Source organism: Actinomyces succiniciruminis, assembly GCF_900002405.1.
GTDB lineage: Bacteria > Actinomycetota > Actinomycetes > Actinomycetales > Actinomycetaceae > Actinomyces > Actinomyces succiniciruminis.
The window spans coordinates 29204-42492 of sequence record NZ_LK995531.1 but is presented as its reverse complement, the minus strand read 5'-3'; the positions used below and the strand labels follow the sequence as shown (position 1 = coordinate 42492).

Below are 13289 nucleotides of genomic sequence, written 5' to 3'. Positions count from 1 at the left end.
TCCCGCCGCAGCCCCAGGGCTCGTTGCCGATGCCGAAGAACGGCACCCGCCACGGCTTCTCGCGGCCATTGGCCCGGCGCAGGCGCGCCATGGGGGAGTCCCCCTCGCGGGTCAGGTAGTCGACCCATTCGCTCATCTCCTGCACCGTGCCCGAGCCGACGTTGCCCGTGATGTAGGCGTCGGCTCCAAGCAACTCGCACAGCTCCATGAACTCGTGCGTGCCGAAGGAGTTGTCCTCCACAACGTCGCCCCAGTTGGTGTTGACCATGGTGGGGCGTTGATCCTTGGGGCCGATACCGTCGCGCCAGTGGTACTCGTCGGCGAAGCAGCCGCCGGGCCAGCGCAGGTTGGGGATGGCGATCGCCCTCAGCGCCTCAATGACGTCGGTGCGCAGACCGTGGGCGTTGGGGATGGGGGAGTCCTCGCCCACGTAAAAGCCGCCGTAGATGCAGCGGCCCAGGTGCTCCGCGAAGTGCCCGTAGATGTGACGGGAGATGGTGGGGCCGGGTACATCGAGGTCGACGACGGCGCGGGGCGAGTCGGTGCAGGCGGAAAGGGCCATGGGCTTCTCCTAATCGTGTTGAGACGGATTTCCGACAGCGGCCACGACGGCGCAGCCGTGGGCGGGCAGGTCCATCTCCCACCAGCCGTCGACGACGGCGGCGCGCTTGCTGGTCCACAGGTCGGTGAGGTGGCGGGTCGTCTGGGGCAGCCCGAGATCGGCCAGGTGCAGGCGGCGGGTGCGGGGCTCATCGCCGAGGTTGAAGACGGCGCGGACCTCCCGTTCCCCTTCCCTCCGGCCGGGCGCCGGACGCAGCGTGGAGCGCCAGACCACGAGGTCGCCGTCGCGGATGATCTCACGGCAGTCGGTGCCCCGCTCACCCAGGGCGAGCACGGCGTCGTTGCTGAGCAGGGCGATGGTTTCCGGCGAGGACTCCGGCAGGTGTCCGCCCATCATGAGCGGGGAGCGCGCAATGCTCCACAGCGTCAGCATGGTGCGCTGCTCGTCGAGGTTCAGGCGCGAGTGCCGCGGGTCGCCGACATGCGCGCGTAGACCAATTCGCCCCAGAGGCAGCATGTCCAGGTCCCCGACACCGTCGTCGCTCTGTACTGCGGCCCAGCGTGCGGCCCGTTGGAACTGTTCCACGACTGCTTCCCAGTCGTCCCACAGGTCGTCCGAGACCCGCCACATCTGGGCGTGCTCGCGTAGGAAGTCGGCGTGTGCAAGCGACAGCTCGCGCCCCGGAGACAGGCTGAGCGTGATGTCGCGGCCGGAGCGCTTGATCGCGCGGTGGATCATGGCGATGTCGGGGCGGCGGATGGGCGGGTAGAGCACGTCGTCGACCTTGACGAAGTCCACGCCCCAGGTGGCCAGGAGTGCGAGCAACGAGTCGTACCAGGCCTGGGAACCGGGGTGATCCGGCTGCACACCCTCGTTGTCCGGGTTCCAGTGGCAGCGGTCGGATGGGGGAGTGGCGACGTCCCGGGCGGTGTAGGCGGTGCCGAGGATCGGGGCGTTCGCGGCGACGGCTCGGCGCGGGATGCCCCGCATGAGATGCACGCCGAAGCGCAATCCCAGGGCGTGGATCGCCTCCGCCAGCGGCCCGAACCCGGCTCCACCCGCCGCCGAGGGAAAACGGTTCTCGGCGGGCAGCGGACGCCCGTAGGCGTCGATGACTGCCGCCGAGTGGGCGTTGTAGTCCGCGGTGCCGGGGGCCGGCTCGTACCACTGGATGTCTACCACGACGGTGTCCCAGCCATGTGCGAGCAGGTGCTCGTGGATGAAACGCGCGTTGTCTAGAACCTCGGCCTCGGTCACCGACCCGCCGAAGCAGTCCCACGAGTTCCAGCCGCGCGGCGGGAAGGTGGCGGGCGCGAGCACGGGTGACGGCATCGTTGACTCCTCAACTCCTTTGGAGAGTGGCAGGGTCGGCAGTGGGCGGCGCACAACGCGTGCAAGTCTATGATCGGGGCCGCTGCGCCGGCGGACGCCCTCAACGCAGCCAGAGCCATTCGCGGCCCCTATGTGCAGGGGATTCCTGCAACGAAGAGGAGTAGACAATGAGGTCTTACCAGGCGAAGCGTGCAGATGCGACGGCCCGGCTGCTCGCCCCTGCCGCTCCGGGACCACACGCCCGCCCCGTCGGCCGCACCCCGCTCGGCATCAACCAGGTCCACATCGCCTCGCAGAGCCTGCTCGGCCACTGGCAGGAGCGCAACGCCGCCCACACCATTCCCCACTGCATTGAGCAGCTTGAGGGTTCCGGCGTCATGGACAACTTCCGGCGCGTGATCGGCGAGTCCGGCGCGCCCTACCGGGGCTTTGTCTTCGCCGACTCGGACCTGTACAAGGTCATCGAGGCGGTCGCCTGGGAGATCGCGCGCTCCGGCACCCACGACTTCGACGCCTGGCTCGACGAGGCCATCGCGCTGATCGCCCGCGTGCAGGAGCCGACCGGCTATCTGCACACCTGGATTCAGGGCGTTCGCCCGGACAAGCGCTTCGTCGAACTGGACCGTAACCACGAGATGTATGTGCTCGGGCACCTGATCCAGGCGGCCGTCGCCCTGGACCGGGCAGCCGGACGGGACGATCTGCTCCAGGTCGCGATCCGTTTTGCCGCCCTGGTGGACCGCCGCTTCGGCCCGGGCCGTGAGGACGGCATTCCGGGGCACCCCGAGATCGAGACCGCACTCATCGAGCTTCACCGCCACACGGGCGAGGCCCGCTGGCTGCACCTGGCCGAGCATCTGATCAACCAGCGCGGCCACGACATCCTCCCCGACGAGGGCTTCGGACATCGCTACTACCAGGACCACGTGCGCGTGCGTGAGGCCATCGACCCCACCGGCCACGCGGTCCGCCAGCTGTACCTGAACGCCGGCGTCACCGACCTGTTCCTGGAAACCGGTGAGTCGGCACTACACGACGTCATGCGAGCGCAATGGGAACGCGTCCACGAGCGCAAGATGTACCTGTCCGGTGCCTTCGGCTCCCGCCACCGCGACGAGTCCTTCGGCAACGACTACGAGTTGCCCTCCGACCGCGCCTACGCCGAAACCTGCGCCACCATCGCGGACCTGCACTGGACCTGGCGCATGCTGCTGGCCGGGGAGGACCGCCGCTACGCCGATGTCATGGAGCGCGAGCTCTACAACGCCCTGGCCGCGTCGGTGGATGAGAGCGGCACCCGCTTCTTCTACTCCAACCCCATGCAGCGACGTCCCGACCGCTTCAGCGAGGAGAATGCCCCCGCGCAGCGGCAGCCCTGGTACGCCTGCGCCTGCTGCCCGCCCAACATCGCGCGCACCATCGCCCAGGCCGGTGCGTACGTGGCCACCGTCCGGCAGGCCCCGGACGGGCCCGCGCTGGAACTGCACCAACTTCTCGCCTGCGAGATCGAGCTGCCAGAATCGCTCGGCAGCGGAACGCTGACGGTCCGGACTCGCTACCCCACCGACGGCGAGATCTCCCTGTACGTGGCGGGCGGTGCCCTTCCCCCTGGGTCGGCGGTGTGGGTACGCATCCCGGCTTGGGCGCAGGGGGCCACCCTAGACGTGGGTGGTAGGCGGCGATCGGTGTCCGACGGCGAGGGCGCTCGCGGTTTCGTCCAGATCCCGGCCGACGAGGTCGACGGCGCCGTCCTGCACCTCCCGCTCCGTCCCCGCTGGACTGCCGCCAACTACCGTGTGGACGCCGTACGCGGTGCCGTCGCCCTCGAGCGGGGGCCGATCCTGTACTGCCTGGAGCAGGTGGACCTGCCCGAAGACGCCGCCGTCGACGACGTATACCTACCCGCAGTCCCCGTGGTCACCGAACTGCCGTCGTCAGGAGACGCTCCGGCCCCCGCGCTGCGCGTCGATCTGAGCGTGCGCACGGCAGAGGATTCGCTGTACCGCGCCGCCGCCTGGGGCGAACGGGAGGCGCCCACGCGAAGCCTGGAAGCGAATCTGGTGCCCTTCTCCACTTGGGGTAACCGCGGTCCCGGCGCCATGCGCGTCTGGATCCCGACCGTCTGAGGCGCCTGGGCCAGTGCGCCGCCGACATCAGGTGCCTTGACACCACCGATGTGAACGTTCACTATTGGGGTGTTGAGCCGCGGTGACCGCCGCGGCCGGGCCCGTGCGACACCCGGCGATCGGATGTTCAGCAAGGCCTCACCAGTGCGGCAACGGTGCCGAACGGCGCCGCCGCAGACCATGACCCACCCGACGAACAACTAGGAGAAGAACATGACTGAGCGGATTGTGTTGGCTGATTTGGATGATGGTGTGCGTGGGGCGGTGGCTGATGCGCGTGAGCGGGTGGCGCGTTTGCATGGGGAGTTGATTCGGTGGGGTTTGGTGGTGTGGACGGCTGGGAATGTGTCTGAGCGGGTGGTGGTGAAGCGTGCGGATGGGAGTGTGGAGCGGACGGGGTTGTTTGTGATTAAGCCGTCGGGTGTGGCGTATGAGGAGCTTTGTGCGGACAATATGGTGGTGTGCACGCTGGATGGGGTGAAGATTGAGGATGGGACGCCGGAGAATCTGACGCCGTCGTCGGATACGGCGGCGCATGCGTATGTGTATCGGCATATGGATCGGGTGGGTGGTGTGGTGCATACGCATTCGACGTATGCGACGGCGTGGGCGGCGCGGCGGGAGCCGGTGCCGTGTGTGTTGACGATGATGGCGGATGAGTTTGGGGGTGAGATTCCGGTGGGTCCGTTTGCTTTGATTGGGGATGATTCGATTGGTCGGGGGATTGTGGAGACCTTGTCGGGGTCGCGGTCGCCGGCGGTGTTGATGGCGAATCATGGTCCGTTCACGATCGGAGTTGATGCGCGGGCGGCGGTGAAGGCTGCGGCGATGTGTGAGGAGGTGGCGCGTACGGTGCATATTGCGCGTCAGGGTGGTGAGCTGGTGCCGATCGAGCCGGAGTTGATCGACCGGCTCAACGACCGCTACCAGAACGTCTACGGCCAACACTAACCAACCCGGCAACCGGGTCCGCGTTCGCCAACGTCGCCTGGTCGCTGAGATACGGGTTGCCCCCGGAACCCACACGGTTCCGGGGGCAACCCGTTTGTCCCGGGCTTCGGCGTCGGCCGAGCAGTTGGCGACGTCATGCGACGTCGTGGCCGTGGTCCGCGGACCGCGGCCACGACGGGGCACTCAGATGTCTTCCAGTGCGGCACCCTTCGTCTCGCGGGCGAACAGGTAGACCACGCCACCCAGGAACAGCAGCACCGCGAAGATGATGAAGGGCAGGAACACCACTTCTGGGCTGAGCTCCGAGGAGCCCACCAGGGCACCGACGAAGTAGGGGCCGACGACCTTGGCAATCGCGCCGATCCCGTACCCCAGGCCGAGGCCGGTGGAGCGGGCCTCCGTGGGGAACTGCTCGCCGCCGAAGGCGTTGAGGATGCCGAAGGCGCCGTCGCCGAACATCATGACGATGAAGATTCCGGCGAAGAACACGTAGCCGGCGTTGCCGATCTCTCCGCCGGAGGAGACCATCCGGGTGGAGAAGGCGGCGATCAGGGCGCCGACGGCACCGATCATGCCGCAGCCGAACATGGTCCAACGCCGTCCGATCTTGTCGGAGATCCAGGCCGATCCCAGGCGGCCCAGCAGGTCACCGAGAGATACGAACATGAACAGGGTCGCCACGGCGCCCGCAGAGAATTTGAACGACTGCCCCAGCAGCGTCTGTCCCCAGGACTGCACTGTGAAGGAGCCCATGATGAAGCAGAAGGATCCGACCGCGACCACCAGCAGCTGCTTGGGGTACTTCTTGAAGATGACCGAGTAGGACGCCGACGAGGTCTCCTTGATGTCGGGCAGATCGGCCACCTGCTCCATGGGGATCTCCATGGCCCACGCGTAGGCCTCCTTGGCCTCCCGGTCACGCCCGCGGGACTGCAGGAAGCGCGGCGACTCGGGAATGATGCGCGCCCAGGCGAGCAGCACGATGGGGATGCAGCCGACGGCGATCAGTCCGCGCCAGCCGAGCGCATCGCCGAAGTACTTGGTCACCAGCCCGCCCAGGAAGATACCGGCCGGAATGAACACGCTCGTGAGCCCGGCCAACAGGCCGCGCTGCTTGGCGGGTACGAATTCCTGCACGAAGGGCACGGAGGTGATGTTGAGGCCGCCGACGCCGAAGCCCACACCGGTGCGCAGGATGGCCAACAGAATCCAGCCGTTCACCGGGGTGAAGGCGGAGCCAGCGGTGAAGACCACCAGCACCACGATGCACCAGATGAAGGCGGCCTTGCGACCGAACACGTCCGCCAGTCGGCCCCAGGTAATGGAGCCGAGGACCGTGCCCAGGCCGGAGCCGGCGAGGATCACGCCGGAGTGGAATCCGGTCAGGTTCCAGCCCGGAGTCTCGATGAGGAGGTTGATGATGAAGCCGATGAGGAACATGTCGAAGAACTCCGACACGTTGCCCACGATCGCCATGCCGATCAGCGACTTCTGGTGACCGGTGAGGTGATGATTGTCGATTTGTTCAGGGGCGGTCTTCCCCCGCGGCGCCGCAGGCGCCGTTGCCTGTGTACTCATTTCAATCCGATCTTGTCGATTGAGCAGACGTTTGATTAGGGGCCGGCCGCCGGGCGGCTGTGCGCCGCCCGGCGGTGCGGTCGATTTGCTCAGCGGACGATGTCCGAGCTCTGCAGGGTCTGCAGCTCGCCGGGACGCACGTGGGTCAGGTCGCCGTGGTGCGTCAGCGCGATCTGGGCGACCTTGGTGCCCATCTGGATGCCCTTCTCGACGTCGCCGTCGAGCCAGCCGTGCAGCGTGCCGGCGACGAAGGAGTCACCTGCCCCGGGCCGGTCGATCACCGGGACGGAGTGGATCTCGAAGATGCGATCCTTCTCCGCCGTCGACAGGTAGGTACCGGCGCGGCCGTCGGTGGAGACCACCGTGGGCACGCCCATCTCCTCGCGCAGGGCGTGGCAGGCCTGCACGTCCGGCTTGTCGATGCCGAACACCACCCGGGCGTCCGTACGCGAACAGAACAGGATCGAGGACTGGCGCGCGATCGGCTCGAGGGTCTCGCGTGCCTGCTCGCCGGTCCACAGCAGGGAGCGGAAGTTGACGTCCAGGGCGACGTCCACGCCCCGCTCGACGGCGGCGTCGGCGAAGTAGCGCACCACTCGGGCGGTATCGGGGGTGAGCGCGGCCGTGATGCCGGTGAGGAAGACGACGCGGGTGTCCAGCAGGGCATCCCAGTCGAACTCCTCCGGCGTGATGGTGCGGAAGGGCGTGTGCAGCCGGTCGTAGGTGACCTTGCCCGGCAGCGGGAACTCGCCCGGTTCGAGGAAGTACAGGGCCACCCGGCCCTCCTCCGTCATCACCGTGTGACGGATGTCCACGCCCACGGCGGAGTACTCCAGGGCGATGCGGTCGGCCAGCTCGCCCTTGGGCAGCTTCGAGGCCCAGGCGGTGGAGCGGCCGAGCTCGCTGAGCAGTCCGGCGACGTTGGCTTCGGAGCCGGCGGCGGTCATGCGCAGTGAGCGGGCTGTGGACAGCCGTTCGCCACGCTCACAGGTGAGGCGGATCTGCCCCTCACCGATAGTGGTCAGGTCGTACGTCATTGTTCGGTCTTTCTGGTTGGCTGTGTGTGGCCGCGAATGGGCGGCGCTGCGGCTGCCTGTCTGGCTGCAGCCGTAGGGGTTCTCGAAGACGGTCAGGGGATGACGGCGTGTGCCGCGTGCGGCTCGCGTTGCGAGTCGTCTGATGGCGCTCAGGGCCTCTGAATGGCGATGCCGGCGCCGGCGGCCTTGCCCTCAATGAACTCGCGCGCGGCCACGCAACGGGCGACGGAGTCGGGCGCGTCGTCGTTCCACATCTCAATCATGAGCCGACCGGTCCAGTGTTGGGCGGCGAGCAGCTGGAAGGACTTGTCCCAGTCGACGATGCCGGTGCCCATCTCCACCCGTCGAGGCTCGCCGCGGCGCACATCCTTGGCGTGCATGGCCACCATGTGCCCGCGGCCCGCCTCCAACTCGACGGCGGGGTCAAGCCCCTGCTCGGCGATGTTGCCGAGGTCGGGGTAGACCTGCAGGTAGGGGGAGCCGACGGCGTCGACGAACTCCATGGCCTTGCGGATCGAGGTTACGTCGGTGCCGTCGACGTTCTCGATCCCCATCACCACCCCGAGGCGAGAGGCGAGGGGCACGGCGTCGGCCAGCAGCTGGCCGTACCAGCGTTCGGCGTCCGGGTGGGGGTTCTCGTAGTAGGCGTAATAGCCCGCGATCTGGATTACGGGCGCCCCCAGCTCGTGGCACAGTTCCAAGCCGCGGGCCATGACCTCGCGGGCCCGACGCCGCACCTCGGGGTCGGCCGAACCCGGGCCTATGCGCCGGTGCACCGACAGGCACACCCCGCCGATGCCGGTGCCGACCGACTCGGCGGCCTCACGTACCATGCGGCACTGGCGTGGTCCCCACTCGAGGCGGGCCTCCCGCTCCGGGGACTCGTCGACCGACAGGTCCAGGAAGGAGTAGCCGGCCTGCGGCACCTGGGCGAGGAAGCTCGCCCAGTCGTCGGGGGTGGCCAGCGGGTTGCTGACCAGGGCCTTCTCGTAGATGCCCAGGCGGATACCGTCGTCGAGGGAGGTCAGGCTCATGACCACACCTCGTCGATGGCGTCGCGCAGCGCAGATGCGGCGGCGGCCGGATCGTCGGCGCCGACGATCGAGCGTCCGGCGATGACGATGCCGACCCTGCGGCCCGCGAAGGCCGGCAGGTCCCCCACGTTGATGCCGCCGGTGACGGTGACCGTGAAGCCCATGTCCGCCAGCTCGTCGACCCGGTCCATGTCCTCGGCCTTCCAGGACAGGTCGCCGGCGGCCTCCCGGTCGCGGGACCGTTTGACAATGACGTGCTGGACGCCGGCGGCGCGCCAGGCGCGGGCCCGCTCCGGGTCGTACCACTCGTCGGCCAGCTCCACCTGTACCTCGCCGTCGAACTCGGCGGCGACCTTGCAGACCTGCTCGATGGTGGTCATGGAGGCGCCTGCCACGCAGGAGACCAGGTCCGCGCCGGCCTCGAAGGCGAGGCGGGCGATCTTGGCGCCCGCCTCCGCGATGCGCACGTCGGCGAGGATCTGTTTGTCCGGGAACAGGGCGCGAATGTTGCGCACCGCGTGGTAGCCCTCGCACAGGATCAGGATGGTGCCGCACTCGATGACGTCGACGTACGGTGCCGCCTGCTGCAGGGGGCCCAGCGCGCTGGGCTGGTCCAGGGTGTCCAGGGCGATCTGGAGCCTGGGCGTGTTGCGGGGTTCGCTCATTTCAACTCGCCTCGCTCAGCCGGCCAGGGGCTCGAAGGCGAAGAACGTGGCGGCGTTGTTCACCAGCAGGTCCTGGACGTAGTCGGGGTCGAAGCCCTCGTCGTCGATCAGGCGCGGGCAGAACACCGCCGGGTCGTAGTCGATCCCGGAGACCGAGCCGTAGGCCTTCTGGTAGGAGGCCTTGCCCGAGTCGGTGCCGAGCAGGATCTGCTTGCCGTAGCCCTTCTCGCCGAGCACCTTGAGCAGGTTGACGCGGGCGTTGTCCGGCACGTACTTGATGCGGTTGGTGCCGTCCAGCTCCACGTAGGCGCCGAGCTTGGTGATCTGCTCCTGGATCCACGGGTCCCAGTTGCGCTGAATGTGCCCGATGGCGATCTTCTCCGGGGCCACACCCTGCTCGATCAGGAAGCGGGCCTGCTCGGGGCCGCAGGTGCCGGCGGTGACGTGGGTGTTGACGGGCGCGCCGGTCTCCTTGGAGGCGATGGCGACGGCCTTACCGGTCTTGGCCTCCCAGTCGGTGATCTTGCCGTAGGCGGTCGCCCACTTGATGACGCCGGCACGCACGTCGGTGCGCTTGACCAGCGGTCCCATGTAGTCATTGGCGTCCACGCCTTCGACGATGTCGGCGATCAGCAGGTCGGCGATCTCGTTGACGGTGTACTGGTTGACCCAGGACTGGCGCCACTCGAGGTAGACCTTCTGTTGGTGGAAGCCGGTGGCCTGAATGACCTGCAGGTCGGGGACCCGCTCGACGACGCGCTTCAGCTTGAGCACGCCGCGGCCGGAGGACGCCGGGCACATGTCCACGATGGTGGCGGTGGGGGCGAAGCGCTTGGAGGCGTCGACGAAGTAGCCGGCCTCCTCGACCGCCTTGTCCTCGTCGTCCAGGAGGTGGTCGGGCTCGATGTAGACCTCGCCCGCGCCGACGCGGATGAGGTGGTCGTGGGCGTTGACGACGCCGAGCGTGGACGGGTCGACGTCGCCGTGAATGGTGCGGACGATTGCCATGGGGGTTCTCCTTCGAACGGATGAGCGATGTACTGCACACCGGGCGGAATTCGTGCCGGCAGGTGCCGGCGAGAGTTGGCTGTCACCACCGGCTCTCACCGCCGCGGTGGTTCCACGCTAAGGCGGACGACGCCACCCCCAAGGGCGCGCATTGCACATCCGTGCATCATCACCTCAGGGTAGGTGGCCTTCAGAACAGGAATGGCTGCACTTATCGCCTCCCAAGTCGGAATTGATTGACGATATGATGCAACTATGTGCGCAACCTTGGATCGCGAACACGCGCGGCTGCTGCTGGACATCGCCCACCTGTACTGGGACAAGGACCTCAGTCAGGACGAGATCGCCGAGCGCCTGGGCTACTCGCGCTCCACGGTCTCACGCAAGCTGACCGAGGCCCGCCGAGTCGGGATCGTTCAGGTGACGGTCGCACACCCCATCGAGCGGCTGATGGCGTTGGAGGAGGAACTCACCTCCGCCTTCGGCCTCAAACAGGCTCGCGTCACCGAGGTGTCCCGTCCGTTCGTTCCCGGCGTCACCCCCGACGTCGCCCGGGCCGCGGCGGAGCTGCTGGTTGAGCACTGCGGCCCGCGGTCGGTGATCGCGGTGTCCAACGGGCGGGCCGTGGCCGCCGTCGTGCATCAGATGCCCGAGCGCACCTGGCCCACCTCGACGGTGGTGGCGATGATCGGCTCGGCGGGGGAGTCCTACGACCTCGGCGACGGCGGCGACGTGTGCCGCAACCTGGCCATGCGGCTGGGCGGTCGCTACCGGTCGCTGACCGTGCCGCTGGTCTTCGACTCGCTGAACCTGGCGCGCGCCGTGCGCCAAGAGGACCAGGTCGCCACCACGCTGGAGTTGGCCGCCCGCAGCGACGTCGCCCTGACGGGCATCGGCGCGGTGGGGGAGTCCACCAGCCCGTTGCTGCGCAAGTGGATGACGCCGCAGGTGGTGCGCGAGTGCCGCCGGCGCGGCGCGGTTGCACACGTGTGCGGGCACCACCTGGACGCCGAGGGACAGCACGTGCCCACGGCACTGTGCGAGCGCACCCTGTGCATGGAGCCCGAGCGACTCAAGGAGATTCCCTTCGTCGTCGGCGTGGCCGCGGGCGAGGAGAAGGTGACCGCGATCCGCGCCGCCCTGCGCGGCGGCTACCTCTCCGCGCTAGTCACCGACGAGGTCACCGCCCGCGCCGTACTCGAGTCCGCCACGCAGGCCTGAGTTGCGTCGCAAGCACTTGCCGATTGATCACTTATGGTGCCGGTGTGAGCGCGCTGACAGAGTACATCGACGCCTGGGTTGCAAACGACGTAGACCGCATCGCCGCCGCGGTCGCGGAGGACTGTGTCATTGTTGAGTGCTACGGCCCGGTGTACCGGGGCCGCGATTGGGTGCGACGTTGGGCGCGGGAGTGGTTTGCCGCTGGCGGGATTGTGCACCGGTGGAAGATCACCGATCACTTCGTCATCGCTGACCGAGAGGCTGCGCAGTGGTTCTTCGAGTGCACCTGGGACGGCACACGCAGCGCCTTCGAGGGCGCGACCATAGCCCGATCCGCAAATGGAGGGATCGTCGAACTCCGCGAGTACCAGACCACCGCGCCGCTGTACGACTGGCACGGAACCTGGCGCTGACGCCATGCCACCCGCCTCGGCGAGTTCCTTGCGCCGGCCCGTGGGGGAGTGGGGTAGACAGGTGCCATGAGCACCACTGCCGGCCCAGCCCTCGCTTCTCCCTCCGCCCGCCCGCTCACGATCGCCGTCACCGGTGCCACCGGCAAGGTCGGTGGCGGTGTCGCCGAGCTGCTGCACGACGCCGGCCTGCATCAGCGCCTCCTCGTGCGCAACCCGGCGAAGGCCCCCGCCTGGGCCGACGACGTCGCCGTCGCCTCCTACGGCCAGGCCGACGCCGCCGCGCAGGCCCTGCAGGGAATCGACCTGCTGTTCATGGTCTCCGCGGCCGAGAGCGCCGACCGCCTCGAGCAGCACAAGACCTTCATCGACGCCGCTTCCGCCGCCGGGGTACGGCACGTCGTCTACACCAGCTTCCTCGCCGCCGCCCCCGACGCCGCCTTCACCCTGGCCCGCACCCACCAGGCCACGGAGGAGCACCTGCGCCAGTCCGGCATGGCCGTCACCTTCCTGCGCGACTCCTTCTACGCCGACTTCATCCCCGATCTGGCCGTCGACGGCGTCATCGCCGGTCCGGCGGGCTCCGGACGCGTCGCCGCGGTCGCCCGCGCGGACGTAGCCCGCAGCGCCGCCGCCATCCTCACCGCCGCCGCGGCCGGTGACACCAGCCACGACGGCGCGACCTACGAACTCACCGGGCCCGAGGCCTTCACCCTGGCCGAGGCGGCGGCCACCATCACGGCCGTCACCGGCCCCCTCACCGTCTACCGGGACCAGAGCCTGGAGGAGGCCTACGCCTCCCGGCGCAGCTACGGCGTGCCCGACTGGCAGCTGGACGCCTGGGTGTCCACGTACACCGCCATTGCCTCCGGCGTCCTCGCCACCGTCACCGACGACGTCCGCGCGCTCACCGGGCGCACGCCGCTCACACTGGCGGAGGTACTGCGCTGAACTGTGGCGCGTGCCGCCTCAGGCGTGGGCATGCTGCCGACCCGGGAGGTGACGGCCGGCCCTCCACTGCATCACCAGCACGACCGCTCCGAACATCGCGAGGACCAGGCTGGCCGCCCACGCCGCACCCGTCGGCGCGAACACCTGAAGCACGGCCGCCAGGCCGACCCATTTCGCCGACTGCTCGGACAGGCCCCACAGCGCGAACAACCCGCCTAGAAGCCCGACGAGCGCGAAGGGGATCAGCGTGGGCGTCCCGCCGTCGTAGATGAAGGCCACCCAGGTGCCGAACCCGGCGGAGCCGAGAACCGCAATGGTCAATGCGATGAGCATGATCCGGGCGAGCAGGGATTGACGGCCCGTCTGCATGGGGCGGACGCCGGTGTGTCCAGATGTCATGGTCGGCTCCTCTGC

At 68.5% G+C, this 13289-nt stretch carries 12 protein-coding genes and 1 pseudogene; 5 read left to right on the top strand and 8 right to left on the bottom strand.

The genetic code is table 11. The annotated features are described in order from the left end of the window. Nucleotides 1–562: pseudogene (locus BN1056_RS11550) on the bottom strand (alpha-N-arabinofuranosidase); the annotation flags it as partial. 9 nt (nucleotides 563–571) lie between these two features. Continuing rightward, entirely contained in the window at nucleotides 572–1894 is a 1323-nt protein-coding gene (locus BN1056_RS11545) for a glycoside hydrolase family 27 protein (RefSeq protein WP_210581386.1), read from the bottom strand. A gap of 167 nt (nucleotides 1895–2061) precedes the next feature. Here BN1056_RS11545 and BN1056_RS11540 point away from each other — a divergent pair, with 167 nt between their 5' ends. Next, nucleotides 2062–4020, top strand: a complete 1959-nt coding sequence (locus tag BN1056_RS11540) for a glycoside hydrolase family 127 protein (protein ID WP_210581384.1) — start codon at nucleotides 2062–2064, stop codon at nucleotides 4018–4020. 213 nt (nucleotides 4021–4233) lie between these two features. After that, nucleotides 4234–4971, top strand: a complete 738-nt coding sequence (locus BN1056_RS11535) for an L-ribulose-5-phosphate 4-epimerase (protein ID WP_210581382.1) — start codon at nucleotides 4234–4236, stop codon at nucleotides 4969–4971. A gap of 183 nt (nucleotides 4972–5154) precedes the next feature. Here BN1056_RS11535 and BN1056_RS11530 read toward each other — a convergent pair whose 3' ends face one another. The 5 genes from BN1056_RS11530 to BN1056_RS11510 form a co-directional block, all read right to left on the bottom strand. After that, nucleotides 5155–6549 carry an MFS transporter gene (locus BN1056_RS11530; RefSeq protein ID WP_111819919.1) on the bottom strand — a complete coding sequence of 465 codons (1395 nt, stop codon included), beginning with the start codon at nucleotides 6547–6549 and terminating at the stop codon, nucleotides 5155–5157. A gap of 89 nt (nucleotides 6550–6638) precedes the next feature. Next, nucleotides 6639–7586 (bottom strand): sugar kinase, encoded by a 948-nt coding sequence (locus BN1056_RS11525; RefSeq protein ID WP_210581379.1) that lies wholly within the window; start codon nucleotides 7584–7586, stop codon nucleotides 6639–6641. Nucleotides 7587–7735: 149 nt separating this feature from the next. Next, the gene (locus BN1056_RS11520) at nucleotides 7736–8620 is read right to left on the bottom strand and encodes an L-ribulose-5-phosphate 3-epimerase (RefSeq protein WP_210581377.1); all 885 of its coding nucleotides are present in this window, start codon (nucleotides 8618–8620) and stop codon (nucleotides 7736–7738) included. Next, the gene (locus BN1056_RS11515) at nucleotides 8617–9285 is read right to left on the bottom strand and encodes an orotidine 5'-phosphate decarboxylase / HUMPS family protein (protein ID WP_210581375.1); all 669 of its coding nucleotides are present in this window, start codon (nucleotides 9283–9285) and stop codon (nucleotides 8617–8619) included. Before BN1056_RS11515 ends, BN1056_RS11520 begins: the two co-directional genes overlap by 4 nt. 15 nt (nucleotides 9286–9300) lie before the next feature. Continuing rightward, entirely contained in the window at nucleotides 9301–10293 is a 993-nt protein-coding gene (locus BN1056_RS11510) for a phosphotriesterase family protein (RefSeq protein ID WP_210581372.1), read from the bottom strand. A gap of 255 nt (nucleotides 10294–10548) precedes the next feature. Here BN1056_RS11510 and BN1056_RS11505 point away from each other — a divergent pair, with 255 nt between their 5' ends. The 3 genes from BN1056_RS11505 (at nucleotide 10549) to BN1056_RS11495 (ending at nucleotide 12875) form a co-directional block, all read left to right on the top strand. Next, nucleotides 10549–11514 carry a sugar-binding transcriptional regulator gene (locus BN1056_RS11505; RefSeq protein WP_210581370.1) on the top strand — a complete coding sequence of 322 codons (966 nt, stop codon included), beginning with the start codon at nucleotides 10549–10551 and terminating at the stop codon, nucleotides 11512–11514. Between the two features lie 44 nt (nucleotides 11515–11558). Further along, entirely contained in the window at nucleotides 11559–11927 is a 369-nt protein-coding gene (locus tag BN1056_RS11500; protein ID WP_210581368.1) for a nuclear transport factor 2 family protein, read from the top strand. 66 nt (nucleotides 11928–11993) lie between these two features. Beyond that, the gene (locus BN1056_RS11495; protein WP_210581366.1) at nucleotides 11994–12875 is read left to right on the top strand and encodes an NAD(P)H-binding protein; all 882 of its coding nucleotides are present in this window, start codon (nucleotides 11994–11996) and stop codon (nucleotides 12873–12875) included. Between the two features lie 18 nt (nucleotides 12876–12893). Here the strand turns inward: BN1056_RS11495 and BN1056_RS11490 are convergent, their stop codons facing one another. Then, nucleotides 12894–13274 (bottom strand): hypothetical protein, encoded by a 381-nt coding sequence (locus BN1056_RS11490; RefSeq protein WP_210581364.1) that lies wholly within the window; start codon nucleotides 13272–13274, stop codon nucleotides 12894–12896. Between the last annotated feature and the right edge of the window lie 15 nt (nucleotides 13275–13289).

What these genes read in the sequence shown, in the direction of transcription:
- BN1056_RS11520 (WP_210581377.1), bottom strand. Translation starts at nt 8,620, where the DNA reads ATGAGCCTGACCTCCCTCGACGACGGTATCCGCCTGGGCATCTACGAG.
- BN1056_RS11545 (WP_210581386.1), bottom strand. Translation starts at nt 1,894, where the DNA reads ATGCCGTCACCCGTGCTCGCGCCCGCCACCTTCCCGCCGCGCGGCTGG.
- BN1056_RS11540 (WP_210581384.1), top strand. Translation starts at nt 2,062, where the DNA reads ATGAGGTCTTACCAGGCGAAGCGTGCAGATGCGACGGCCCGGCTGCTC.
- BN1056_RS11530 (WP_111819919.1), bottom strand. Translation starts at nt 6,549, where the DNA reads ATGAGTACACAGGCAACGGCGCCTGCGGCGCCGCGGGGGAAGACCGCC.
- BN1056_RS11535 (WP_210581382.1), top strand. Translation starts at nt 4,234, where the DNA reads ATGACTGAGCGGATTGTGTTGGCTGATTTGGATGATGGTGTGCGTGGG.
- BN1056_RS11515 (WP_210581375.1), bottom strand. Translation starts at nt 9,285, where the DNA reads ATGAGCGAACCCCGCAACACGCCCAGGCTCCAGATCGCCCTGGACACC.
- BN1056_RS11490 (WP_210581364.1), bottom strand. Translation starts at nt 13,274, where the DNA reads ATGACATCTGGACACACCGGCGTCCGCCCCATGCAGACGGGCCGTCAA.
- BN1056_RS11505 (WP_210581370.1), top strand. Translation starts at nt 10,549, where the DNA reads ATGTGCGCAACCTTGGATCGCGAACACGCGCGGCTGCTGCTGGACATC.
- BN1056_RS11510 (WP_210581372.1), bottom strand. Translation starts at nt 10,293, where the DNA reads ATGGCAATCGTCCGCACCATTCACGGCGACGTCGACCCGTCCACGCTC.
- BN1056_RS11495 (WP_210581366.1), top strand. Translation starts at nt 11,994, where the DNA reads ATGAGCACCACTGCCGGCCCAGCCCTCGCTTCTCCCTCCGCCCGCCCG.
- BN1056_RS11525 (WP_210581379.1), bottom strand. Translation starts at nt 7,586, where the DNA reads ATGACGTACGACCTGACCACTATCGGTGAGGGGCAGATCCGCCTCACC.